The sequence below is a fragment of the Natrinema longum genome (genome assembly GCF_017352095.1).
Lineage (GTDB): Archaea > Halobacteriota > Halobacteria > Halobacteriales > Natrialbaceae > Natrinema > Natrinema longum.
The window spans coordinates 1,851,061-1,874,908 of sequence record NZ_CP071463.1 but is presented as its reverse complement, the minus strand read 5'-3'; the positions used below and the strand labels follow the sequence as shown (position 1 = coordinate 1,874,908).

At 66.6% G+C, this 23,848-nt stretch carries 26 protein-coding genes; 12 read left to right on the top strand and 14 right to left on the bottom strand.

What is annotated here, in order from left to right; translation table 11 throughout:
• Positions 1 to 137: 137 nt before the first annotated feature.
• Entirely contained in the window at positions 138 to 2,021 is a 1,884-nt protein-coding gene (locus J0X27_RS09235) for an SLC13 family permease (RefSeq protein ID WP_207272063.1), read from the top strand.
• 5 nt (positions 2,022 to 2,026) lie between these two features.
• On the opposite strand, the gene J0X27_RS09230 is transcribed toward J0X27_RS09235, so the two are convergent.
• The 5 genes from J0X27_RS09230 to J0X27_RS09210 form a co-directional block, all read right to left on the bottom strand.
• Complete coding sequence (locus J0X27_RS09230) at positions 2,027 to 2,212, bottom strand: hypothetical protein (RefSeq protein ID WP_207268862.1); 186 nt, start codon at positions 2,210 to 2,212, stop codon at positions 2,027 to 2,029.
• Between the two features lie 54 nt (positions 2,213 to 2,266).
• Positions 2,267 to 2,578, bottom strand: a complete 312-nt coding sequence (locus J0X27_RS09225; protein WP_207268861.1) for a carboxypeptidase regulatory-like domain-containing protein — start codon at positions 2,576 to 2,578, stop codon at positions 2,267 to 2,269.
• A gap of 83 nt (positions 2,579 to 2,661) precedes the next feature.
• Entirely contained in the window at positions 2,662 to 3,699 is a 1,038-nt protein-coding gene (locus J0X27_RS09220) for an ABC transporter ATP-binding protein (protein ID WP_207268860.1), read from the bottom strand.
• Positions 3,696 to 5,558: an ABC transporter permease gene (locus J0X27_RS09215; RefSeq protein WP_224214607.1), complete on the bottom strand. Its 1,863-nt coding sequence runs from the start codon at positions 5,556 to 5,558 to the stop codon at positions 3,696 to 3,698. Before J0X27_RS09215 ends, J0X27_RS09220 begins: the two co-directional genes overlap by 4 nt.
• A 55-nt stretch (positions 5,559 to 5,613) precedes the next feature.
• The gene (locus J0X27_RS09210; protein ID WP_207268858.1) at positions 5,614 to 6,759 is read right to left on the bottom strand and encodes a thiamine ABC transporter substrate-binding protein; all 1,146 of its coding nucleotides are present in this window, start codon (positions 6,757 to 6,759) and stop codon (positions 5,614 to 5,616) included.
• Positions 6,760 to 6,867: 108 nt separating this feature from the next.
• Here J0X27_RS09210 and J0X27_RS09205 point away from each other — a divergent pair, with 108 nt between their 5' ends.
• Positions 6,868 to 7,980: an AI-2E family transporter gene (locus tag J0X27_RS09205; RefSeq protein WP_207268857.1), complete on the top strand. Its 1,113-nt coding sequence runs from the start codon at positions 6,868 to 6,870 to the stop codon at positions 7,978 to 7,980.
• Positions 7,981 to 8,069: 89 nt separating this feature from the next.
• Positions 8,070 to 8,681 (top strand): DUF5518 domain-containing protein, encoded by a 612-nt coding sequence (locus J0X27_RS09200; protein ID WP_207268856.1) that lies wholly within the window; start codon positions 8,070 to 8,072, stop codon positions 8,679 to 8,681.
• A gap of 66 nt (positions 8,682 to 8,747) precedes the next feature.
• Here the strand turns inward: J0X27_RS09200 and J0X27_RS09195 are convergent, their stop codons facing one another.
• The 3 genes from J0X27_RS09195 to J0X27_RS09185 all read right to left on the bottom strand — a co-directional run bounded on the left by J0X27_RS09195 (position 8,748) and on the right by J0X27_RS09185 (position 11,320).
• Positions 8,748 to 10,028, bottom strand: coding sequence for an ABC transporter permease (locus tag J0X27_RS09195; RefSeq protein ID WP_207268855.1), 1,281 nt, complete (start codon positions 10,026 to 10,028; stop codon positions 8,748 to 8,750).
• Positions 10,025 to 10,789 (bottom strand): ABC transporter ATP-binding protein, encoded by a 765-nt coding sequence (locus tag J0X27_RS09190; RefSeq protein WP_207268854.1) that lies wholly within the window; start codon positions 10,787 to 10,789, stop codon positions 10,025 to 10,027. The genes J0X27_RS09195 and J0X27_RS09190 overlap by 4 nt, the downstream gene beginning before the upstream one ends.
• 228 nt (positions 10,790 to 11,017) lie before the next feature.
• The gene (locus tag J0X27_RS09185; RefSeq protein ID WP_207268853.1) at positions 11,018 to 11,320 is read right to left on the bottom strand and encodes a hypothetical protein; all 303 of its coding nucleotides are present in this window, start codon (positions 11,318 to 11,320) and stop codon (positions 11,018 to 11,020) included.
• Positions 11,321 to 11,594: 274 nt separating this feature from the next.
• On the opposite strand from J0X27_RS09185, the gene J0X27_RS09180 reads away from it, so the two are divergent.
• Genes J0X27_RS09180 through rpiA form a run of 3 tightly spaced genes read left to right on the top strand, consistent with a single transcriptional unit; the run spans position 11,595 to position 14,126 of the window.
• Positions 11,595 to 12,533 (top strand): ABC transporter ATP-binding protein, encoded by a 939-nt coding sequence (locus J0X27_RS09180; RefSeq protein ID WP_207268852.1) that lies wholly within the window; start codon positions 11,595 to 11,597, stop codon positions 12,531 to 12,533.
• Positions 12,530 to 13,372 (top strand): ABC transporter permease, encoded by an 843-nt coding sequence (locus tag J0X27_RS09175; protein WP_207268851.1) that lies wholly within the window; start codon positions 12,530 to 12,532, stop codon positions 13,370 to 13,372. The genes J0X27_RS09180 and J0X27_RS09175 overlap by 4 nt, the downstream gene beginning before the upstream one ends.
• Before the next feature lie 46 nt (positions 13,373 to 13,418).
• On the top strand, positions 13,419 to 14,126 hold the full coding sequence (rpiA, locus tag J0X27_RS09170) for a ribose-5-phosphate isomerase RpiA (RefSeq protein WP_207268850.1): 708 nt from the start codon (positions 13,419 to 13,421) through the stop codon (positions 14,124 to 14,126).
• A 104-nt stretch (positions 14,127 to 14,230) separates the two neighbouring features.
• On the opposite strand, the gene J0X27_RS09165 is transcribed toward rpiA, so the two are convergent.
• Together J0X27_RS09165 and J0X27_RS09160 are read right to left on the bottom strand one after the other, a co-directional pair.
• Positions 14,231 to 14,656 (bottom strand): hypothetical protein, encoded by a 426-nt coding sequence (locus J0X27_RS09165; protein WP_207268849.1) that lies wholly within the window; start codon positions 14,654 to 14,656, stop codon positions 14,231 to 14,233.
• A 10-nt stretch (positions 14,657 to 14,666) separates the two neighbouring features.
• Positions 14,667 to 15,125, bottom strand: coding sequence for a hypothetical protein (locus J0X27_RS09160; protein ID WP_207268848.1), 459 nt, complete (start codon positions 15,123 to 15,125; stop codon positions 14,667 to 14,669).
• A gap of 121 nt (positions 15,126 to 15,246) precedes the next feature.
• Here J0X27_RS09160 and fni point away from each other — a divergent pair, with 121 nt between their 5' ends.
• The gene (gene fni / locus J0X27_RS09155) at positions 15,247 to 16,308 is read left to right on the top strand and encodes a type 2 isopentenyl-diphosphate Delta-isomerase (RefSeq protein WP_207268847.1); all 1,062 of its coding nucleotides are present in this window, start codon (positions 15,247 to 15,249) and stop codon (positions 16,306 to 16,308) included.
• 140 nt (positions 16,309 to 16,448) lie between these two features.
• On the opposite strand, the gene J0X27_RS09150 is transcribed toward fni, so the two are convergent.
• The gene (locus tag J0X27_RS09150; protein WP_004267503.1) at positions 16,449 to 16,616 is read right to left on the bottom strand and encodes a DUF1931 family protein; all 168 of its coding nucleotides are present in this window, start codon (positions 16,614 to 16,616) and stop codon (positions 16,449 to 16,451) included.
• A 277-nt stretch (positions 16,617 to 16,893) separates the two neighbouring features.
• Here J0X27_RS09150 and larB point away from each other — a divergent pair, with 277 nt between their 5' ends.
• From larB to J0X27_RS09125, 5 genes are all read left to right on the top strand, one after another.
• Complete coding sequence (gene larB, locus J0X27_RS09145; protein WP_207268846.1) at positions 16,894 to 17,652, top strand: nickel pincer cofactor biosynthesis protein LarB; 759 nt, start codon at positions 16,894 to 16,896, stop codon at positions 17,650 to 17,652.
• Between the two features lie 119 nt (positions 17,653 to 17,771).
• Complete coding sequence (locus J0X27_RS09140) at positions 17,772 to 17,921, top strand: DUF7563 family protein (protein ID WP_006183067.1); 150 nt, start codon at positions 17,772 to 17,774, stop codon at positions 17,919 to 17,921.
• A gap of 82 nt (positions 17,922 to 18,003) precedes the next feature.
• Positions 18,004 to 18,252 (top strand): GIY-YIG nuclease family protein, encoded by a 249-nt coding sequence (locus J0X27_RS09135; RefSeq protein ID WP_207268845.1) that lies wholly within the window; start codon positions 18,004 to 18,006, stop codon positions 18,250 to 18,252.
• Positions 18,253 to 18,354: 102 nt separating this feature from the next.
• Entirely contained in the window at positions 18,355 to 19,347 is a 993-nt protein-coding gene (locus J0X27_RS09130) for a DUF8054 domain-containing protein (RefSeq protein WP_207268844.1), read from the top strand.
• Between the two features lie 184 nt (positions 19,348 to 19,531).
• Positions 19,532 to 20,926, top strand: coding sequence for a phosphoglucomutase/phosphomannomutase family protein (locus J0X27_RS09125; protein ID WP_207268843.1), 1,395 nt, complete (start codon positions 19,532 to 19,534; stop codon positions 20,924 to 20,926).
• A gap of 10 nt (positions 20,927 to 20,936) precedes the next feature.
• On the opposite strand, the gene cysE is transcribed toward J0X27_RS09125, so the two are convergent.
• The 3 genes from cysE to J0X27_RS09110 form a co-directional block, all read right to left on the bottom strand.
• Positions 20,937 to 21,452 carry a serine O-acetyltransferase gene (gene cysE / locus J0X27_RS09120; RefSeq protein ID WP_207268842.1) on the bottom strand — a complete coding sequence of 172 codons (516 nt, stop codon included), beginning with the start codon at positions 21,450 to 21,452 and terminating at the stop codon, positions 20,937 to 20,939.
• 228 nt (positions 21,453 to 21,680) lie between these two features.
• Positions 21,681 to 22,349: a metallophosphoesterase family protein gene (locus tag J0X27_RS09115; RefSeq protein WP_207268841.1), complete on the bottom strand. Its 669-nt coding sequence runs from the start codon at positions 22,347 to 22,349 to the stop codon at positions 21,681 to 21,683.
• A 159-nt stretch (positions 22,350 to 22,508) separates the two neighbouring features.
• Entirely contained in the window at positions 22,509 to 23,099 is a 591-nt protein-coding gene (locus J0X27_RS09110) for an IMP cyclohydrolase (protein WP_207268840.1), read from the bottom strand.
• Positions 23,100 to 23,848: the final 749 nt, after the last annotated feature.

Below are 23,848 nucleotides of genomic sequence, written 5' to 3'. Positions count from 1 at the left end.
GCTATGGTCCCGAATCGGGGGGTTCAAGCGGGGGGAGTAACGAACCCGTACTATCAACCGTGATCGGCGTTCTCTCCTCGGCTCTCGGGATCGCTCCGCTGGTTGTGGAGTCCGGCGGTCTCACTGCGACCCCACAGATGCTGGTCGTGTTCGGGATCATCGCCCTCGCGCTGATACTGTTCGTGACCGAGTGGCTGCCCATCGACGTGACCGCCATCCTGATCATGGTGTTGTTGATGGTCCTGGGTGCCGATGGCGTCGTGAACTTCACCGAAATCTCGACGGCTGAAGGGACCTCCGGGTTCTCCAACTCGGCGACGATCACCGTGCTGGCGATGCTCATTTTGAGTTCGGGGATCAGCCAGACGGGTGTCGTCCAGATCATCGGCCGCAAGATGTCCGCGTTCGCCGGCGAAGACCTCGACAAACAACTGCTCGCCACGATCGGCGTCAGCGGCCCCATCTCCGGGTTCATCAACAACACGCCGGTCGTCGCCATCCTCGTGCCCGTCGTCTCCGACATCGCCCACAAGGGCAAGACTTCGCCGTCGAAACTGCTGATTCCGCTCTCGTATGCCTCGATGTTCGGCGGCATGCTCACGCTGATCGGCACCTCGACGAACATCCTCGCGAGCGACGTCTCCGCGCGCCTCGGCGCGGAGTACCCCGAACTCCACGCCTTCTCGATGTTCGAGTTCACCAAGCTCGGCGTCATCGTCCTCCTCGTCGGCAGCCTCTATCTCATGACCGTCGGCCACCGGCTGCTCCCCGAGCGGGTCCCCGTCGACGAGGACTACGTCACGGAGTACGACATCGAGGAGTACCTGACCGAGGTGATCGTCGACGAGGAGTCCCCGATCGTCGGCTCGACCGTTGCCGACGCCATCGACCGCGTCGCGTTCGACGCCGACATCCTGCAGGTCGTCCGCGACGGCGAGGAGTTCATCGAACCCATCGGCCAGAAAACCATCCGAGCCGGCGACACGCTCCGGCTGCGGGCCGACCGGCCGACCGTCCAGCAACTCGTCGAACGCGAGACGCTCACGATCGACGGCGGTCCGGAGACCGACGCCGAACTCGAGCCGGACGAGATCCCCGACCGCACGCTGGTCGAGGTCGTCGTCCCTCGGGGCTCGTTCCTCGTGGGCGAGTCGCTCGAGACGTCGACGTTCCGCCAGCGCTACGACGCGACCGTGTTGGCCTTCCGCAGCCGAGGGGAGACGGTCCGCAGCGACATGGACGAACGCCGCATTCGGGTCGGCGACACGCTGTTAGTCCAGGCGGCACCCGACAGCATCGACCGCCTCTCGCAAAACGACGACTTCATCGTCGCCCACGAACCCGAGGAACCCGACTACCGCACGGAGAAGATCCCCCACGCGGCGGCGATCATGGCCGGCGTCGTCGGCTTCGTCGCCGTGCCGTGGGGGGCGGTCGGGACCACCCTCGCCGGTCTGACCGGTGTCGGCGCGTTCGAGGCGATGTCGGCGCTCTCCCTGCCGATCCTCGTCACCGCGCTCGCGGGCGTCGTCGCGATGGTCGCGACGGGCGTGCTCAAACCGACGGAAATCTACGACGCCGTCGAGTGGGACGTGATCTTCCTGCTGGCCGGCATCATCCCGCTGGGGATCGCCCTCGAGCAGACCGGCGGGGCAGACCTTCTGGGCACGCTCGTGGCCGCGACCGGGACCTATCTGCCGGCGCTCGGTGTGCTCTGGGTGTTCTACCTCGCGACGGGGCTCATCACGGGCGTCATCTCCAACAACGCGAGCGTCGTGTTGATGCTCCCGGTCGCCGTCGAGACCGCCGACCAGATCGGCGCGAACCCCTTCGCGTTCGTGCTGGCGGTGACGTTTGCGGCTTCGACGGCGTTCCTCACGCCCGTCGGCTACCAGACGAACCTGTTCGTCTACGGGCCGGGCGGCTACAAGTTCACGGACTTCGTCCGCGTCGGCGCGCCGCTCCAGTTGCTCCTCTCCGTCGTGACCGTCCTCGGGATCGATTTCTTCTGGGGGCTGTAGCGACGCTACTCCCCACCCGTCGTCTGCTCTTCGTCGGACTCGTCGTCGTCGGTTTCGGCGTCATCCGTCTCTTCCTCGATCGGCGGTTCGTCCTCGTCCTCCCGTTCGAGGGCCTCGTCGAGTTCACGCTCGCGCTGGCGCTTTTCGGCGTCGTCGGCCTGCTCGTCCCGACTCTCTTTGGTGTCTGCCATGGTACGCCACACGGCGGCGGCCGGGATAACCCTGTGCCATGCCATTACGCGGTGTTACCGGGAGCCGATCGAACGATACGGCCGGAGCGCGGCCGCGTTCGGGACGACCCGAACGAGCCTCGACGCCGGCTTGTACGCCACGCGGTCGGTTGGGGACTTCGCGGCGGTGAGTTTCCAGAACCCCGGCGAACCGAACTGCAGGTTACACAGCCCGCGTTCGTCGGTTCGTGTCGATTTCGTCTCCGTCGAGACGATGGCTCCCTCGACGGGCTGTCGCCGGTCGTCGCGGACCCGGACGGTGATCTCGGTCCCGACGTCGACCTCCCGCCGCCCGACGTCGATCCGGAGCTGTCGAGTGATCTGCATGTGGACCGCTACCAGTGCTGGCCGGAAAAGAAATCACCTGCGTGTTCCGGCATGCCGAGCGGCTCCGGTAGGTCGGGTGCGAATCAGTCTTGGGCGATGACGTGTGCGTCGTCGGGTGCGAACCCGACGGTCAGTTCGTCGCTCTCGGGGACATCCGGAAGCTGGAGGACGATCCTGCGACCGTTCCAGCGGCCGTTGACCCGGACGGTTTCCCCGAGGAACTCGCTGGTTTCGACCGTCACCGGCAGCCGGTTGTGATCGGCGGCCTGCGAGAGCGCTCCCGGCCGCACGCAGAACGTGGCGCGATCGGTTCCGTCGGGGATCGCCGGCAGCGAGAACGTCTCGCCGTCGATCGCTACCTGCGAGTACTCGCCGTTTCGGCCCCGTACGTCGCCCTCGAAGACGTTGTTGTCGCCGACGAACTCGGCGACGAACCGCGTTGCGGGTTCGCGATAGATCTCCTGGGGTCGACCGACCTGCTCGACCCGGCCGTCGTGCATGACCGCGACTCGATCGGAGATCGCCAGCGCCTCCGCCTGATCGTGGGTGACGTAGACGGTCGTGATCCCGAGCTCCGACTGGATCCGCGTTACCTGCCGGCGCAGCGATTCCCGAAGCTGGGCGTCGAGTGCACTCATCGGCTCGTCGAGCAAGAGGAGAGCCGGTGCCGGCGCGAGTGCACGAGCGAGCGCAACTCGCTGCTGCTGGCCGCCCGACAGCGACTCGGGATCGCGCTCGCCCATCCCCTCGAGATCGACCAGCTCGAGTAGGTCGGCGACGCGTTCGTCGACCCCCGTTCCGGCGGGAGGGTCTCGAAATCGAAGGCCGTAGCCGACGTTTTCGGCGACGCTCATGTGTGGAAACAGTGCGTAGCTCTGGAAGACGACGCCGACGTCGCGCTCCTCGGGCGGGACGCCGGTCATCTCCCGGTCGTCGAAGCGGACGGCCCCGTCGGTCGGTCCCTCGAAGCCGGCGATCGTTCGAAGGGTGGTCGTCTTCCCGCAGCCGGACGGACCCACGAGGGTGAAAAACTCCCCGTCCCGGACCGTCAGATCGACGTCCTCGAGCGCAACGGTGCCGCCGTAGACCTTCGAGACGCCCTCGAGAGCGAGTTCTGTCATCCCTCGAACCTCCCGCCGACGCGGTCGACGACGACGAAGCTCGCGGCCGTGACGAACAACAACACCGTCCCCATGGCGATCGCGGGACCGGAGCGGCGGCCGAGATACCGCTCGACGGCGACTGGCATCGTGTAGGTGTCGCCCCCGCCCGCCAAAATCACCGTCGAAGAGAACTCACCGATCGAGATGGCGAAGGCGAAGGCCGCGCCGGCGATGATCCCGCTGGCGACCAGCGGCAGCTCCACGTCTCTGAGCGCACGATACCGGGAGGCCCCGAGCGCACGCGCGGACTCGACGAGGGCCGGATCGAGATTGGTGAGCAGCGGCGAGACGTTCCGCGTGACGAAGGGGTAGGCCGCGACGGCGTGGGCGGCGACGATCGCGACCGCGCCCGTCACCTGGAAGCGCCAGCCGCCGGGCAGCGGAATCCCGAAGACCAGGCCCTGCAAGAGCCCGATCCCGAAGACGACCCCGCTGACCGCCAGCGGCAACATCGCGACCGCGTCGACGATCGCCCCGCTGCGACCGGCGCGGGTCGTCACCACCGAGACGACCACGCCCATCGGCACCGCCACGGCCAGCGTCGCGACGCCGAACAGCAGCGAGTTCCGGACCGCGATCCACGGCAGGGTCTGGTACGATGCCCCCTCGAGCTGGCGCTCGAGCAGGAAGGCGTAGTGGCGACCCGTGAGCCCGCTGCCGTCCGTGACGCTCCCGAGGACGAGACTCGCCATCGGGCCGACGAAGATCACGACGGCGACCAGTCCGTAGCCGACGATCGCGAGCCGACGGGGCGACAGTGCCGTCCGCAGGTCGGGAAAGAGCGGCGTCCGAGAGGGCGCGGTGGCCCCTCGAGCGAGCCCCGACTGTGCGGATTCGTACCGGAGGTAGGCGTAGGTCAGGGCCAGCGAGAGGATCGTCTCGAGGATGGCCAGCGTGGCGGCCTCGGCGTAGGCCAGCTGGCGGACCCGGTCGTAGATCCAGACCTCGACGGTCGCGAGCTGGAGCCCGCCCAGCGCGAGGACGATGGGGAACGTCATGAACGTGAAGATGAAGGTCAGGAGCGCGCCGGTCAGGACCGCGGGCAGCAGTTGCGGGACGACCACGTCGCGGAACGCACGCCGCGGACTGGCCCCGAGACTGCGGGCGGTTTCGACGGTCCGAACGTCGACGGACTCCCAGGCGGCGACGGTGACGCGAGCCACGAGGGGCGCGTTGTAGAACGCGTGAGCGACGATCACGATCGCTAACGGATTCCACTCGATGAACGGATACGGGCCGAGTCCGACGGTTCCGAGCAGCTGATTGAGCGTTCCCGCCTCCCCGAACATCGCGTAGAAGCCGACGGCGACCATGATCCCCGGCAGGACGAACGGGAGGATCGTCAGCGAGCGCAGCGTCCGTCGACCCCGGAACTCGTAGTTCGCGAGGACGTAGGCGGCGGGCAGCCCCAGCGCGACGCTCGCGATCGTCGACAGCACCGCCTGATAGGCCGTAAAGCCGAACAGTCCCGTTCGAACACCCGGCGTCTCGAGGACGGGCCACGGTATCGGCACCGCGATTCCGGGGATCGGATACTCGACCGAGACCGAGATCGAGACGGCTGCGAGCCAGCCGACGAGCGACTCGAGGTGCGTTCCCACGGCCAGGGGGTCCGCGAAGACCTCGGCGAGCACCCCGACGTAGAACGGATCGGTGAGGACCGCCCGAAAGAACGCGAGCGTCACCGCTCCGTCGTCGACCACGGCGTTGACGAAGACGACCCCGACCGGAACGTAGAGCATGACGGCGAGAACGGCGGCCGTCACCAGTGCCGTCAGCGAGAGCGCGTGGCGCTCGAACCAGCGGTACGCGGCCACAAATCCCCCACGGGGCCGCGCTCTACGCCCGGATCCGCCCGCTCGAGACACGGTATTACCGGCCGGCGAACTCGCGTGCCCACTCTTCGACCCAGCCGTCGAGGTTGCCCCGAAGCTCGTCGTAACCGACCGTTACCGCCTCCGACGGCTCGTGTGCGTACTGGTCGAACTCCTCGTCGAGTTCGACGTGTTGGGACTCGACGGCCGGGAACTGGACGTTCCGCTGGGCGATCTCGGCCTGTGCATCGCTCGAGAGGGCGAAATCGAGGAACTCGTAGGCGAGGTCGACTTCGCTCGCTCCCTCGAAGATCCCCATTCCCTCGGGGTTGGCATAGCCCTGCCCGTCCGGGAACGCGATCTGGTGCCGGCTCATGTCGTAGCCTTCCGCGCTGGCGAACACCTGATCGGTCGAATACGAGACTACCATCGGGCGCTCCTCGTTCATGTACGAGCCGTAGTAGGATTCGGACCAATCGTCGAGCACGCGAACCCCGTTGTCGTCGAGGGCGCGCCAGTACTCGAGGTAGCCGTCCTCGCCGTAGGCGTCGATCGTCCACAGCAGAAACGCTCGACCCGGATCCGAGCTCTGGGCGTTCTGTGCCAGCAGTGCGTCCTCGTAGGCGGGTTCCGTCAGGTCGTCGAGCGTCTCGGGCGCGTCGACGACGGTTTCGTCGTAGACGAGGCTGATGTAGCCCGTATCGTAGGCGAGCACGCGGCCGTGTGGATCGCCCATGTCCAGGCCGTCGCGGATCCGCTCGGCGCGGTCGATGCGGTCGACGTTCAGCTGCCGGAAGAGACCGCCGTCGTCGAGGGTGTCGTCGATCCGGACGAGGTCGTCGACGTTGAGTCCGAGATACACGTCGGCTTCGATCCCGGCGTTTTGTTGTGCTCGATTGATGTACTGATTGACCCCTTCGCTCGGGACGGTCCAGTTCAGTTCGGCGTCGGGATACGCCGCCTCGAAGGCCTCTTTGAGCCACGGGCCGGCGGGGTTGTCGCCGTCGACCATCGACTCGTAGGTCGCGACCTGTAACTCCCCCTCGAGATCCGGGTTCTCCGGCTCGGGATCCGGCGTCTCCGAATCGGACTCCCCGTCCTCGGTCCCGTTGCCCTGCTCGTCCCCCCCATCGCGGGTCAAGCAGCCAGCGACGCCGGCGAGTGTACTTCCACCGACCGCGCCGACGAACGTTCGACGTTTCATTACCCAGTGGTTGTACTGGGTAGTCTTAAGCCCCGTGATCGCCGCCGTTCCGTTCCGACGCCCGTCTCAGAGCCGAAAGACTTTGTCGCTCGGCTGAGACTCACCGCTGTGTCAGAGACCACGGGGGACTCGCGCAGGCGTCGCCGCTACGTCCTCGCAGGTATCGTCGTCGCACTCGGCGTCCTCACCGGCGGTATCCTGCTCCAGGTCCTCGGGACGATCCTGTTCGCGCTCACCGTCGCCTACGTCCTGTTGCCCGTCCAGGGCTGGCTCGTCAGACGCGGTCTCACGGAGTGGACGGGCGCGCTCGCGGCGACGCTGATCGGCTTCCTGACTGCGGTCGCGGTCTTCACACCGATCGTCGTGGCGCTGTACTTCCGCATCGAGCCGATACTCGAGGCCGTCGAGAGCCTCCCGCGAGAGCTGTCGATCACGGTCCTCGAGTCGACGCACACGCTCGAGGCCGGCGAGGTGCAGGCGCTCGCGGTCGACTATCTCAGCGGCGCTGCGACGTCGCTCGCGCTCGAACTGCCGGTGCTCGCGATCAAATTCGCGCTGTTCGTCGTCCTCCTGTTCGGGCTGCTACTCAAAGGCGAGGAGGCGGGTCGAGCCGCCGTCGCACCGGTCCCACACGGCTACCGTGACGTGGTGTACGCGCTGGCCAAGCGAGCACGCGAGACGCTGTACGCGATCTACGTCCTGCAGGTCGCGACCTCGGTCGCGACGCTGGCGATCGCCTATCCGCTCTTCTGGGTGCTCGGATACGACGCCGCGCTGACGCTGTCGATCACCGCTGCGGTGTTGCAGTTCGTTCCGATCATCGGTCCGAGCATGCTCATCGCGCCGATCACCCTCTATCACGTCGCCGCCGGCGATCTCCTCGCGGCGACCCTGATCGGGGTGTTGGGTCTCGTACTCATCGCCTGGCTCCCCGATATCGTCGTCCGACCGCGGCTGTCCCGTCGTTCGGCCGGGTTGCCCGGGAGCCTCTACTTCGTCGGCTTCACCGGCGGTCTGTTCACGCTCGGGCCGATCGGGATCGTCGTCGGCCCGCTGATCGTCGCGGTCTTCGTCGAAGCCGTCGACCTCCTCTCCGACGAGGTCAACCCCGACGCCACGTTCGCGGACCTCGTCGAGGCGGACCTCGAGACGCAGTCGGACGACACCGTCGACACGGAAACGACGTTCGAGGAGTCGGAGTCCCGCACTGTCGACGACTGATCGAAGTCCCGTTTTCCCCGGCGTCGGCCGCCGGCGACGCGACCCCATCGACCACCGACACTTTTCTCGCTGCCGGTCGTTCGTTCCGTATGGTCCGCAGCCGAACCATCATCAACGCGATCGTCGGAGCCGTCGTCGGCGTCGTCCTCTCATTTATCCCCTTCTCCACCGTTCTCGGCGGCCTCGTCGCCGGATTCCTCGAGGGACCGGACGAACGGGCCGGCGCGATCGTCGGCGCGCTCGCTGGCGCGATCACCTTCCTCCCGATCGCGGCGGGTGCGTTCCTCGTCTTCGGGTTCCTCGGGATCGGCATCGGCTTTGGCTTCCCCGCCGAAGGGGTCGCCGTCCTCTTCGTCCTGTTCGTCGCCGGGTTGCTCTTCCTCCTCGTCTACACCGTCGGCCCGTCGCTACTCGGAGGCTACCTCGGAGCGTACCTCGCGCGGGAATACCCCGAGCGACGGCGGCGGACTCGAGAGACGATCGGGTTCGAGACGGAGCAGGCTCCGGCTCGCGCCCCGTCTCGCGTTCAGGGGCCGGACTCGGACCGCGAACGGGATTCGAGCCAGGAACCGATGACGGACTCCGATCGGGAGCCGGATCGGTACTCTGACCCGGAGTACGAACCGAACTCGGACCGGCGATCGGGTCCGGATCGAGAACGGGACCCGGACCGCGATCGTGACCGAGGCCTGGACCGCTGATCCGACCGCATCCGGTCTGCTGTCGACACCCACAGCGGGTCGCGACTGGGCCGGCACTCCTGTCAGTCACTCGTATCTGAGCGCGTCGATCGGATCCGTTCGTGCTGCCCGCCAGGCCGGGTACAGCCCTGCGAGGATGCCAACGACCATCCCGACGACGATGGCGAGTGCGACGTACTCGAGGGGGTAGACCAGCGGCAGATCGACGTACTGCGCGCCGAGATAGCCCCCGACCAGGCCGAGGGCGGTCCCCAGGATCGAGCCGATGACGCCGAGAATCACCGCTTCGGTCAGGAACAGACCGAGGACGTCGCGGTTCTGCGCGCCGACGGCTTTCATGATGCCGATCTCGCGGGTCCGCTCGGTGACGCTGACGAGCATGATGTTCGCGATCCCGATCGACCCGACCAACAGGGAGATGGCCGCGATCCCCACGATGAAGTTCCGCAGGAGATCCAGCACGTCCTGCAGCTGGCTGAGCAGTTCCGTACTCGTCCGGAACTGGACCTCGAGGTCGTCTCCCAGCAGTTCGCTCGCGTCGGACTCGTCGCTCTCGAGGTAGGCGGTCGCGCTCTCGCGGGCCGCGTCGATGTCGGACTCGTCGGTCGACGGGGCTTCGATGATGATCGCGAGGAAGCGGGCGTCGTCGCTGTTCGTCTCCGTCTCACCGCCGTCCCCGCCGAGTCCGATCCCCGACGCCTGTTCGGTGTAGTAGGGATCCGTCGGCACGTAGACCCGCGGGGAGGACTCGAATCCCTCGAAGGGGCTCTGGCCCTCGCTCGTATCGGTGATGCCGACCACCTCGAGCGTCGTTCGCTCGCCCCCGAGGAGGGTCACGGTGAGTTCGTCGCCGACGGTGACGTTCTCCGCGAACTGATTCGCCGCCGCGGGGTTGAGCACCGCCTCGCGTTCGCCCATCTCGAACTGTCTCCCCTCGGCCAACCGCTCCTCGCGGATGTACGACGGCCCCGAGGCGATCAGTCCGTTCCCCTGAACGACCGTCTCGTCGCCGTTCGAGATCGCCTGTGTCTGAATCGTCGCGTAGCCGTAGGCCGCCTCTACGTCCTCGAGGTCCTCGACCGCCTCGAGGTCGTCGCCGGTGAAGACGGGCTGTGCGCCCGCCAGCGGGCCGCCCTCGGTGTCGGGTTCGGCGGCCCAGCCGTAGACGTTGCGCTGGTCGTCGGGACTGATGTCACCGATGATGCCGGCCTGCAGGCTCGCGCCCAGCGTGACGAACGCGATCACCGCCGCGATGCCGATCACGATCCCCAGCGTCGTCAGCGCCGACCGGAGTTTGTGTCCGCGGATCGACCGCCAGGAGAGGCGCAGGCTCTCGAGGGGGTTCATTCGGGATCGACCCCCGGCCCCGGTTCCCTGCTAGAACCCGAATTCCGGCTCGAGACGCCGCTCGTGGCTCCCTCGTCGAGTTCCTCGATTCGCTCGATCTTCCCGTCGAGCAGGTGGACGATCCGGTCGGCCCGCTCGGCGACGTGGCGCTCGTGCGTGACGACGAGCATGGTCGTCCCACCCTCGTGAAACTCGTCGAAGAGATCCAAAATATCGGCCTCGGTGTCGGTATCGAGGTTCCCGGAGGGTTCGTCGGCCAGTACGATCGCCGGATCGTTGACCAGCGCCCGCGCGAGGGCGACCCGCTGGCGCTGCCCTCCCGACAGTTCGTTGGGCAGGTGGTCGGCCCGGTCCCCGAGGCCGACGCGCTCGAGCAGGTCCCGCGCTCGATCTCGGCGTTCGGGCCGATCGATCCCCTGAAACAACTGCGGCAGTGCGACGTTCTCGAGGGCGTTCAGCCGGGGCATCAGGTTGAACGTCTGGAAGACGAAGCCGACCTCGGTGCCCCGCAGTCGCGTCCGTTCGCGGTCCCCGAGTGCTCCGATCTCCTGCCCGCCGACTGCCACCGTCCCCTCGGTGGGCGTGTCGAGACAGCCCACGAGGTTCATCAGCGTCGACTTTCCGGAACCGCTTGGCCCCATGATCGCGGTGTAGGAGCCACGGGCGACCTCGAGCGAGATGCCATCGAGCGCGTGGACGGGTTCGCCGACGCGGTAGGTCTTGCGGACGTTCGAGAGGGCGACCGCCGTCTCCTGTGCCATGTCGGGTCGTCCACGGACGGCTCAAAAAAAGTTCGGCGCAACGATGTGTGTCGTGTGCGTGAAACCGGACCCGTGGCTGGGGGCTCGAGTGTCGATCGATGCTCGGGCGATCCGGCAGTTATACTACTGGATAGCAGTCAATACGAAGCCGGTCGCGAATGTGGGGTCGTCACCTGCGGGGACGGTCGCAGACATGCGATCGGCTTCACGTCGTTCTGTCGAGCAGTATTACCACTCGCCGCCAGCGGTTCCCCCTTGCATCGGTTCCGACGCCGTCTCGTCACCGCGGAGGACGACGTACAGAATCAATGCGACGATGCCGAGCGGAAACGCGAGCAACAGCAACGCGCCGATACCGACCGCCCACGCGAGTTCGTTGTTCTCGCGCTTCGACGCGTCCTTGTACACCCAGTAGGCAGCGCCGATCGTAATGAGCAGTGCGAGGAGCATCCCGATCGCCATGGCGATGAGGACGTTCGTCCCGATCTCCTCGGCACCCGCCTGTAACGGGAGGGTCGCGAGCAGTCTCATTCGTCCACCTCACGTGCAGGGCCGACCGACCGACCGCTGAGACAGCCGGCCGGTCGAGCGCCACGTCGTCGGTACCGATCGGTATCGATTCGGTCGCTGGAACCTGGATCGAGTTCGGTCATCTGTTCGATCACATTTGATATAGAAGTAACACGTTATATACCCCTGTTGCCCGTTTTCTGTCGCTGAAATCACGACGACGTTCAAACGCGATTCCCGATGTTGAAGACCGAAGCAAGCTATTTGTATGATACAATTGTACGGCAGTTAAACTGTGCCCGCTATCGACATTTCCTCCGTGACGAAACAGTACGCGACCGAACGGGCGCTCGACGATCTGACGCTCACCGTCGAGCGCGGCGAAATATACGGCTTCCTCGGGCCCAACGGGGCGGGGAAGTCCACGACGATCAATCTCCTGCTCGATTTCATCCGGCCCACCGCGGGCGAGGTACGGGTCTTCGATCTCGACGTGCGAGCCGACAGTCTCGAGATCCGCAACCGGACCGGAATCCTCCCGGAAGGCGTCGACCTCTACGACCGGCTCACCGGCCGCCAGCACGTCGAGTTCGCCATCGAATCGAAAGGGGCCGACGACGACGCCGACGCCCTCCTCGAGCGGGTCGGCATCGGCGACGCGGCCGAGCAGAAAGCCGGCGGCTACTCGAAGGGGATGGCCCAGCGGCTCACCCTCGCGACGGCGCTGGTCGGCGACCCGGATCTCCTGATCCTCGACGAACCCTCGACGGGACTCGACCCGAACGGTGCCCGCCGGATGCGCGAGATCATCCGCGAGGAGAACGCCCGCGGCGCGACGGTCTTTTTCTCCTCGCACGTCCTCGGTCAGGTCGAGGCGGTCTGCGATCGGGTCGGCATCCTCCGGGACGGCTCCCTGATCGCCGAAGACACCGTCGAGGGGCTCCGCGAGGCCATGCCCACCCAGACCCGACTTCGCGTGACGCTCGATCGGATCCCCGACGACTCCGCGGCCGCGCTCGAGGCGCTCGAGTCGATCGACGGGGTCTCGTCGGTGACGCCGGAGGACCGGACCCTCGTCGTCGCCTGCGAGGATCGGGCGAAAACCACCGTCTTGCACACCGTCGAGGAGTACGGCGTGACCGTCGAGGACTTCGAAACCGACGAATCGAGCCTCGAGGACTTGTTCGTGGCGTACACGTCCGACGATTCCAACGGAGCGCAGGTGGTCCGATGAGCGCGATCGCCGTCGCGAAGAAGGACTTCCGCGATGCCGTCCGATCGCGCGTGCTGATCGGGCTGACAGCGTTGTTCGCCCTGTTTACCGCCGGCGGTGCGTTCGTCGCGTCGTGGGCCTCGGAGCTCTTCGAGGAAGGCGGTGCCCAGTCGACGATCGATCTGATCCTCGCGTTACAGACGCCCGCGGGGTTTCTCGTCCCCATCATCGCCCTGATCGTCGGCTACGGGGCGATCGCACGGGAGCGAGAGAGCGGCAGTCTGAAGTTCCTGTTGGGACTCCCCCACCGCCGTCGGGACGTCGTTCTCGGGAAGGTGCTCGGCCGGACGGGCGTCGTCGCCGTGTCGATCCTGGTCGGCTTTGCCGTCGGTCTGGCGGGACTCTTCGCGTTCGTCGGCTCGGTTTCGCTCGTCGACTACGTGGCCTTTACGCTGGTGACGGTGTTGTTCGGGTTCGTCTACGTCTGTATCGGGGTCGGAATCTCCTCGCTGACGCGGTCGACGACGCGGGCGGCAGTCGGCGTGATCGTCGTTGTCGTCCTCTTTTGGTTCCTCTGGGGGCTCGTGGGACAGGCGCTGCTCTTCGCGACCGAGGGAACGCTGCTCGTCCAGTCGCTTCCGGACTGGTATCTCGTCTACAGCTCGCTCCCGCCGGGCACCGCCTACGGCTCCGCTATCAGTGCCGTCCTCGGTGAGACCCAGCTGGCGCTGACGACGATGTACGACATCGAAACCGTGCCCCTCGTCGCTCGGCCGTGGTTCGGCTTCGTCCTGCTTGCGATCTGGGCGCTCGTCCCGCTCGGAGTGGGACTCTCGTGGTTCGACCGCGTCGATCTGTGAGCGCGAAGCTACAACGCTTTTGCCGTCGCCGCTCGGTTGGACAATCATGAAGACGGATGGCGGTTCCAGCGCAGCGAAACGTCGCGCCGGCGAACGGGCGGCCGAGGCGGTCGAGGACGGATTCGTCGTCGGACTCGGTACCGGCTCGACGACCGCCCACGCGATCCGGGCGATCGGTCGGGCCGTCGACGACGGGCTCGATGTCCGCGGGATTCCGACCTCGTTCCAGTCCCGGCAGCTCGCGCTCGAGGCCGGAATCCCCTTGACGGAGCTCGATGCGGTCGACGGCGTCGACCTCGCGATCGACGGCGCGGATCAGGTCGTCGACGATCCCGAGTCGGCCGCTTACGGCGCGCTCATCAAGGGCGGCGGGGCGGCCCACGCACGCGAGAAGCTCGTCGACACGGCCGCGGATCGGTTCGTCGTCGTCGCCGATCCCTCGAAACTGACCGATCGACTGCACCGCTCGGTGCCACTCGAGGTCCGTCCCGACGCCCACACCGTCACGGCCGATCGGGTGCAGGCGCTGGGCGGCGAGCCCACGCTCCGGGACGCCGAGCGAAAGGACGGCCCCGTCGTGACCGACAACGGCAACCTGGTCGTCGACTGTGCGTTCGGGCCGATCGACGACCCCGACGGACTGGCGACGCGACTCTCGCGGAGTCCGGGGGTCGTCGAACACGGACTGTTCGTCGGGGTCGCCGACGCGACCTACGTCGGCACCGACGACGGCGTCGAGGTCCGCCGTTACTAGTACGGGCCGCTGTCAGTGATGGCGACCCCACGACCCGGCTGTGGAGTTCCCGGTCACTCGGGACGGCAGCCCGTCCAACGCGACGTCGACTGCGGCCGGACGGTTCACTGCCGTCCGTCGCGGTGTGTCACGTCCGCGTCCGTCGGCGCGTCGACCCGCCGTGCGAACAGCCCGGCGGTCAGGTACACGACGCCGAGCAACCGCGCCGCGGGCACGACCCACCGTTTCACCTCGAGTTCGTCGGCGTTCTCGTAGGCCAGCCCGAGGTTCAGTTCGACGACCGTTCGCGGGAGGAGTGCCAGCACGAGCCCGTAGACGGCGAGCGCCGTCTCGAGGGCCGCCGGGAGCCCCGCTTCGCGAGCGCCCACCCAGCAGAACGCGATCCCCTCGAGTCGAGCCATGGGGAGCGTCCAGGGGCGGCGTCGGCCGGCGTCGGGCTCCTCGAACGCGAGTCGTTCTCCGTAGTCGACGACCACTCCGGGCGCGACGAGCTCGAGGATCCCGAACGCGATCACGAGTGTTCGTCTCATCGGGTGCCCTTCACCGGCTCGAGCGGATCCGGAACCGACGCGACGAGCGACTCGAGTCGTCGGTCCCCGCATCGATCGTCGGCTCCTCGCCTGTGCTCCGCGAAAGCAGCGTGACGGTCAGGTAGAGCACCCCGAGCAGGCGCGCTGCGGGAACCACCCACGGCTGGAGTTCGAGCGCATCGGTATCGGCGTAGACCAGATGCTGGCTGAGCGCGATGATCGGTCGGGGGAGCAAGACGAGCACCAGGCCGGCGAGCCCGAGCATCGCAGTGACGAGCGTCGATCCCTGTCGGCCACGGACCAGCAGCCAGACGAAGACGAGCCCCTCGAGTCGCGCGCCCGTCAGCGCCAGCGGCCGTCGCTGGGCCGCCGCGGGATTTCGAAGGCCGATCCGCTCGCAAGCCTCGATGACCGGCTTCGGCCTGACGATCTCGAGGAGCCCGAAGCCGATCAGGAGCGTGCGTAACATGTGTCGAGCTACCACGGGGAGGGGCAAAAAACTCGAGTCGGAGCCGTGCTCGGAGCGACCGAACTGACGTATGGACACCTTTTCTAGCGTGGTCCTATTCGTCTCCAATAGAGAGGATTCAATGCCCGAGACATCCAACAGGAAAGACGATCACATCCGTATCATCGAGACCGAAGACGTCGAGACGACCGGTGCAGGGTTCGCGGATATCGAACTCGTTCACGAGGCGCTGCCGGAGAGTCACCGCGACGAAATCGAGACCACGACGACGCTGTTCGGACACGAACTCGCGGCCCCGATCGTCATCGAGAGCATGACCGGCGGCCACCCGAACACGACGAAGCTAAACCGGGCGCTCGCGGCGGCAGCCCAACGAACCAACGTCGCGATGGGCGTCGGCAGCCAGCGTGCGGGCCTCGAACTCGACGACGGGGACGTCCTCGAGTCCTACACGGTCGTTCGGGACGCCGCACCCGACGCCTTCCTCTACGGTAACGTCGGCGCGGCGCAGTTGCTCGAGTACGATGTGGACGACGTCGAGACGGCCGTCGAGATGATCGATGCCGACGCGATGGCGATCCACCTGAACTTCCTGCAGGAGGCCGTCCAGCCGGAGGGTGACATCGACGCCCGTGGCTGTCTCGCAGCGATCGAGCGGGTCGCCGACGAGCTTTCGGTTCCGGTGATCGTCAAGGAGACGGGCAACGGGATTTCGCGGGAGACGGCGACTCGACTCGCGGACGCTGGCGTCGATGCCGTCGACGTCGCCGGGCAGGGTGGCACGACCTGGTCGGGAATCGAGGCCCATCGGGCGGCTGCGGTCGACGCCGACCGACAGGAGCGACTCGGCCACCTGTTTCGCGACTGGGGTATCCCGACCGCGGTGAGCACGCTCGAGGCCGCGGCGGTCCACGACTGCGTGATCGCAAGCGGCGGCGTCCGCTCCGGGCTGGACATCGCCACGGCGATCGCGCTCGGTGCTCGCGCCGGCGGGCTCGCGAAGCCGTTTCTCGCGCCGGCCGGGCAGGGGACCGACGCGGTCGTCGAGTTGATCGAGACGCTCGTCCTCGAACTCCGGACGGCGATGTTCGTCACCGGCTCGGCGTCGATTTCGGAGTTACGGGGGGCCGAATACGCCGTGCTCGGTCGTACGAAGGAGTACCTCGAGCAGCGACAGCACTGACTAGAGTAGCAACTGAAACGATTCACACACTGATCGCACCGCTGTCGTGCGATCAGGTGTGCAATGACTTTCAGTTGTCCTATCGCTTCGCTCGCCGCTACTCGGCGTAGCGTCCGAAAAAATAGCGCACGGGTCGGCCCTTACAGGTCGCGGGGCTGGACCGTCTTCCGGTCGTTGGCCTCTGCTCGGCGGGCGGCGTCCTCGAGAAGCTCGTCGACTTCCTCGTCGAGTGCGTCGTAGAAGTCCGAGGCGACGTTTTTGTCATCGAGCGCTTCCTTTACGGCGGCTTTGACGATAAGATCTGCCATACGATGTACCCGTTTCCCGTTACTACATATATGTCTTATGGTTAATCCTGGAAATACGGGGGTTGCAGGTGTTGACCCGCCCGTTTCGACACCCAGATCCACCGGAAAGTATTTGTTTGATGAGCGGCCGACCGGGGTTTCGGAGCGCGCAGCCTCCGGCATTCGGCTCGCGCGCGGGGCTCCGGGGCTCGCACGCACGTTCAGTGATCCCGTGGCCCTCGCTTTGGGGCCCGATTCGGGTCGACGGATTCGAGTGTGTCGACCGCCGAGGATCGGTATGCGTGAACTCCTCGAGGCCGTCGCCGACGGTTCGCTGTCGCCGGCACAGGCCGAAGCCGAACTCAGGGGATACGTCACCGGCGAGGCGGGCCGGTTCGATGCGGCCCGCGACCAGCGCCGTGGCATCCCGGAAGCGATCTTCGCGGCGGGGAAGTCGGCCGAACAGGTCGTCGCACTCGCCGAGACCGCCCTGGAGACGACGGATCGAGCCCTCCTCACCAGGGTCTCGGAGTCGCAGTTCGACGCGCTCGAGACCCACCTCGGAGAGCGGGATCTCGACGCGACGATCGACCGCCGGGGGACGTCGGTCCGCGTGACGACGCCCGAGCACGACCAGCCGACGCTCGACGCGACGGTGGGGATCGTCACCGGTGGGACGGTCGACGAGCCGGTCGCCGACGAGGCGGCGGTCGTCTGTCTGGATGCGGGCGCGACGATCGACCGAGTCGACGATATCGGTGTCGCAGCGCTTTCCCGGACGCTCGATCAACTCGATCGGCTCCGCGAGGCGGACGTACTGATCGTCGCTGCCGGCCGGGAGGGTGCGTTACCCACCGTCGTCGCGGGACTCGTCGACACGCCGGTCATCGGCGTCCCGGTCTCGAGTGGGTACGGTCACGGCGGTGACGGCGAAGCGGCACTCGACGGCATGCTCCAGTCGTGTACCGTCCTGTCGGTCGTCAACATCGATGCGGGGTTCGTCGCCGGCGGGCAGGCGACGCTGATCGCCCGCGCGATCGACGCCGCGCGGGATTGACACGCGTGCCTCCTACGGCAAAAATATTTATCGAAGACGAAAAGCCAAACAGTGTATGGAGAAGGCTATTTATTCGTTCACCCGGTAGTTCGTAGTACCGGCTCCGGCCGGTGTGACCAATGCCCAAGTGTGACCACTGCGGCGCGCACGTCTCCGAACGGTTCGCACGAGTCTTCGCCGACGAACGCGGCGAAATCCACGCGTGTGTCAGCTGTTCGGCCAACGCGGGAATCGCGGAAGCCGCGAAAGAGCGCGCTCGCGGTACCTGAACGCATCGCGACCGATAGCGACCAACAACCACGCGCCCCCACGGACGAGACCTTTTTGGGCTCCCGTCCCAGTCTACGGTCGATGCCCGATCACGTCGTCTACGTCCTCGAGTGTGCCGATCATACCCTCTATACCGGCTATACGACCGATCTCGAGCGTCGCGTCGCCGAACACGACGCGGGTGAGGGTGCGAAGTACACGCGGGGTCGAACGCCAGTCGAACTTCGATACCACGAGCGCTTCGACTCGAAATCCGCGGCGATGTCCCGCGAGTACGAGATCAAACAACTGAGCCGCGAGGACAAAGAACGGCTCGTCGGCCTCGAGTGACGTCGTCGGCCACTCGGGGTGCCGTGGTTCGACGCCGCGTGTGTTGTCTTCGTCGTGCAATTCGAAAAACAGATCATCGATGGAACTGATAGTTACTGTACGATGGAACTCGACGTCGTCGACGACTTCAAACAACCCGAGTACACCGGCGAGAACCGGTGTGGACCGTGTACCGTACTGAACCTGTGTATCGCAGCGGTGGTCGGCTCCGTCATCGCACGGAAATCCCGACTCGGCGGTGCACTCGCCGTCGGGGTATCGATCGGGCTGATCTATCTTCGCGGCTATCTCGTCCCCGGGACACCGACGTTGACCAAGCGATACCTCCCGCCGGAAGTCCTGCGCTGGTTCGGCAAGGACCCAGCGCCCGACGTGGCAGGTGGGCTCGGCGGCGTCGACGCTTCGGCGACGGCCGACGCCACTGGCTCCGGCTCCGATCGTGCCGGCGATTCGACCTCCCGTTCGGGCGGATCCGATACCGTTGCGACGTTCGACGAGGACACTGCTACCCGGCCCGACGATCCGGCGGCCGATGCCGTCGACGAACCGACCGCGACGAACGACGAGCACGCGATCGTCGACCTCGAGACGTTCTTCCTCGACCACGAGGTCCTCGAGCCCTGCGACGAGCAGGACGACCTCTGTCTCACTGCCGAGTTCGAGACCGCCTGGTTCGACGAAATCGAGCCCCTCGACGAGTCGGGCGTCGGTGCCGGGGCGGCCGTCGACGCCTTCGGGTTCGAGGCCGACGTCGACGAGTTCGACCTCGTGACCCGCGAGGAGACCCGCGTCCTGCTGTTCCGGTCGACGTCGGCCGGTCGCTGGCCCTCTCGGAGCGCCCTGATCGCGGACGTCGCCGCGAGTCGCGCCCTCGAGACGTGGATCGACGGCTGGGACGCGTTCGACCCCGAGACGAAAGGGGAGGTGCTCAACAGCCTCCGGATGTTCCTCGAGACGTGTCCCTCCGGCGGCGACGTCCGGATGGGCGAGGAGGTCGTCGAATCCTGCTGTACGTCCCATCAGGTCGTCGCGGTCACCTGCGAGGAGACGGGCGAACGGCTCTTCGAACAGTCCCTCGCCGATACCGACGCCTGATACGGTCTACCGTAACGATGTGCCCGCGGCCTGTCGTGCGGTTACACCGTCGATGACCGACAGCAAACCGTCTGCGTGTGCGGGAACGGACCGCCCGGCGGGTGCAGTGGCCGATCCGTTCGATCCCCACCGTACCGGCTCTCGGCCCATCGCTTTTTTCGCGGCGGCTCTCGACCACTCGAGCATGGAGACGATCAGTTTCGGTACCGACGGCTGGCGGGCGACGCTCGAGGAGTTTACCGCTCCCCGCGTTCGGATGGTCGGACAGGCGGTCGCGACGTATCTCGCCGACGAGGGACTCGAGGGGCCGGTCGCCGTCGGCTACGACGCCCGCGAGGGTTCACGCGGGTTCGCCGAGGACCTGACGCGAGTGCTGTGTTCGAACGGCTTCGACGTCGTGCTTTCCGAACGAGACCGACCGACGCCGCTCGTCGCCCACGCGATCCTCGAACGGGACCTCGCGGGCGGACTCGTGATCACGGCCTCGCACAACCCGCCGGAGTACAACGGGGTCAAGTTCATCCCCGCGGACGGTGCGCCGGCCCTGCCCGCCGTCACCGACGCGATCGCGGATCGGCTGGCCGACCCCGATCCGCTCCCGAAGAGCGAACACGGGACCGTCCGTGAGGTCGACTTCGCCGACCCTCACGCCGACGCCGCCCTCGAACTCGTCGAGTCGGTCACCGGCAGCGCCGACCTGTCCGAACTCGGCGTCGCCTACGACGCCATGCACGGCAGCGGCCGCGACACGACCGATGCCCTGCTCGAGCGTGCCGGAGCCACCCTCGAGCGGTTCCGCTGCGAGCGCGATCCCGAATTCGGCGGCGGCTCCCCCGAACCCGCCGCCGAGAACCTCGCGGCCCTGATCGAGACCGTTACGAACGACGAGACCGACGTCGATCTGGGGATCGCGAACGACGGCGACGCCGACCGACTCGCCGTCGTCACGCCCGACCGGGGCTACCTCGACGAGAACCTGTTTTTCGCCGCGCTGTACGACTACCTGCTCGAGAACGCCTCGGGCCCGGCGATCCGGACGGTCTCGACGACCTATCTGATCGATCGGGTCGCCGAGGCCCACGGCGAGACCGTCCACGAGGTTCCGGTCGGCTTCAAGTGGGTCGCCGAGGCGATGGCCGACCACGACGCGCTGGTCGGCGGCGAGGAGTCCGGCGGGTTCACCGTCCGGGGGCACGTCCGCGAGAAAGACGGCGTCTTGCTGGCGCTGCTCGCGGCCACGATGCACGCCGACGAGCCGATCGACGCTCGAGTCGACCGGCTGCTCTCCGAACACGGCACCGTCGTCCAGGACAAGATCAGCGTCGACTGTCCCGACAGCGAGAAATCGCGGGTGGTGGCCGAACTCGAGGACGTGATCCCCGAGACCGTCTCGGGAACGGCGGTGGAGGACGTCAACACTGCCGACGGCTTCAAACTGCTGCTGGCCGACGGCTCGTGGCTGCTGGTCCGTCCCAGCGGGACCGAACCCGTGTTGCGGGTCTACGCCGAGGCTGCGGACGAAGAGCGGGTACGGGAACTGCTCGAGGCGGGGAAGGACCTGGTCGAACCGTTGGTGTGACCGGCCCCGATCAGTCGACTCGCTCCGCCGGCACGCCGACGACGGTCGCCCCCGCCGGGACGTCTTGCGTGACGACCGAGCCGGCACCGACGGCCGCGTCCGCACCGATCGTGATATCGCCGAGCAGCGTCGCGTTCGCGCCCAGCTGTGCGCCGTTCTCGACCGTCGGATGGCGCTTGACCGGTTCGTTCGTGTCGCCGCCGAGCGTGACCCCGTGGTACATGTGCACGTCGTCGCCGATCTCGGCCGTCTCGCCGATGACGACGCCCATTCCGTGATCGATCGTCACCCGCCGGCCGACGTCGGCGGCCGGATGGATCTCGACGCCCGTCAGCAGGCGGACGACGTGGGATAACAGCCGCGCGAACAGCCGCCCGGCGGGGCCGCCGTTCCAGCATCGATGGGCGAGCCGGTGTGCCCAGACCGCGTGGAGCCCCGGATAACACAGGAGGACCTCGAGCCACCCCTTCGCGGCGGGGTCGCGCTCGCGCATCGCCCGCACGTCCTCACGCACGCGTTCGAACATCGCTCCCCGTCGTAGTTGGTGACACGATTTCGACGCGACGCCGGCCTCGCGGCGACGTGTGAGTCGGCGGCCGGCAACACCGGCCTGGGGCGTGTGGCGGCTCGTTCCGGACGATACACGCGGTGTGGCCGGTGGAAACCATGTCCGAACGTAGCACCGGGCCCAGTGTAAAAAGATTCGTTTCCGGTCCTCACGGCTCCACGATCCGAGGGCGGATCGCTCGTTCGCTCACTCCCCTCTGGCGAGTCGTGTCCCGATGCGCGTCGGCAACCCCGCGTCGTCGACGGCCTCCTGTACCGCGTCGATGTCGTACTCGACGCGGTGGGTGTCGACCGTCAGGGCGTCGAGATCCACGACTGCGTATCCCGCTCGCGGATCCCCGTCGCGAGGTTGGCCGACGCTCCCCGGGTTGACGACGATTCCCTCGGCGAACCGTCTCACGCCCTGGACGTGGGTGTGGCCCAATACGAGAACGTCTTCGTCTCCCAGTAGTCGGGGCGAGAACTCCTCTGGGTACGTATACCGGGTGTAACGGTCGGGATCGTCCGGGTGTCCGTGAACGAGTTTTACCCGGTCATCGCAGGCGAGACGCTCGGGCGGGAGCGAGGAGAGCCACTCGAGTTCCTCGTCGGAGAGGTGGGTTTTCGCGTGCTCGACGCCCGCCTTGGCCATGCCGTTGAATCGGAAGGGAGTGTCGCCAGCGACTGCCGCATCGTGGTTTCCCATCACCGTCGGCACGTCCCGCTCGCGCATCTCGTCGACGCAGTCGGCGGGCCAGGGGTTGTAGCCGACGACGTCGCCGGCACAGAGCAACTCGTCGACCGGCGGCATGTCCTCGAGGACGGCCTCGAGGGCGACTCGATTGCTGTGAATATCCGAAACGAGTCCGACCTTCATGCTCGAGGGTAAGTGGCGCGAGGAGTATGTAGGTTGTCCGGCGGTCGTTTCGATCGCTGGCGAAGCCAGGATCCCTTCGGGAGGGGCGACGGTGGAACCCACCGGTCACAACCCTCCCGTGATGGTCGGCGGCTGAAAGAGCCGGAACGCAGTCGCGGCTCAGTCGCCGTTCTCGATGGCCGTCTCGAACCCGTCGTCGGTCCGGGCGACCCCGGCCGCACAGACCGCGTGTTCGAACGCGAGGTCGTAGGCCTCGCTTGCGGCCGCGTCGGCGCTGTCGGCCTCGAACTCGAACGACTCGGGGGCGTCCTTCTCGTAGGTCGCGACCAGCGTCGGCTCGTCGACGGTTTCGACGAGCAGCGCGTCCTCGCGAACGGTGCCGATGAGCGCCTCACCGTCGCCGCCGATCGTCGCCGCGATGCGTGGTGTGTCGTAGTCGTCTTTCTCGTAATCCAGCGCCAGCAGGCTCTCCGCCAGCGCGTCGCGAGCCGGATAGCCGAGTTCGAGTTTCTCCGCGATCGGATCGACGTGCGAGCCGTTGCCGAAGGCGACCGTCTCGCCCGTCGGCGTCTCGACGACCCGCAGGCAGTTGTAGGAGACGTAGGGGTTGTCCGTCTCGGGGGCGTCCTCGGTGGGACCGACGGTGAGCGCCTCGTCTCGAGCGGTGATCTCGCGGTTCGGGAACGACCGCGAGGAGACGCGATACGCGCCACCCTCGGGGCCGACGACGACGAATCGTCCGACGTACATACTCGGGGGTGCGCGGGTGAGGGGAAAAGGAATGTCGGTTCGCACTCGAGCGGCGTGTCTCGCTGTTCTCGACTGTCCGTCATACGAGCCGCCGTCGACCGACGACGACGGCGTCGTGAGAGCCATGACAATTATGACAGCTGGCAAGTCGAAATCCAGATAGTATTGTTAAAACTATGCAATAACTTGCGGGTCACAACTGAGTCGTGATGCTCCAGTCGTCGGATGGACGTCCCGATCCAAACGCTGTAGTATTCCGCCACTCGGCTGCCGAGGACGATCTCCCCGATATCGGGCGAGCGGTTCGACTACACTCGTCGAATCCTGATCGAAACGTGAGTGCGTCCCTCGAAGTCCGTGTTGGGCATACCGTTCCGGAGTGGCAGTCGGAGGAGCGAGGCAGTCTGTATTGGAAAGAATTAGCAATACTAACCCGGATGGTGGTCGAAATACTACAGATAGTTACAGTCGCCAGCGGTGGTGTGACTGTAGATCGTGTTCGAACTCCAATGTACTGTCCAACCGCGACGCGACCGCAGCGGGCCACCGGCGCGGCCGCTGGGACGCCGATTCCGTCTGCTTACATAACACGTACGTGGTACTTTAGTGGAAGTATAAAATTTTAACTTATTCAGTACCATCCCGAGAGCCGCGTTCGCTTCTCGAGGTCGGAGTCCGTCTCTTCGACGGTATCGTTTGAATCGGTCGTTCGCTCTCGGCAGCATCCGCGGCAATTCGACGTCGTCCCT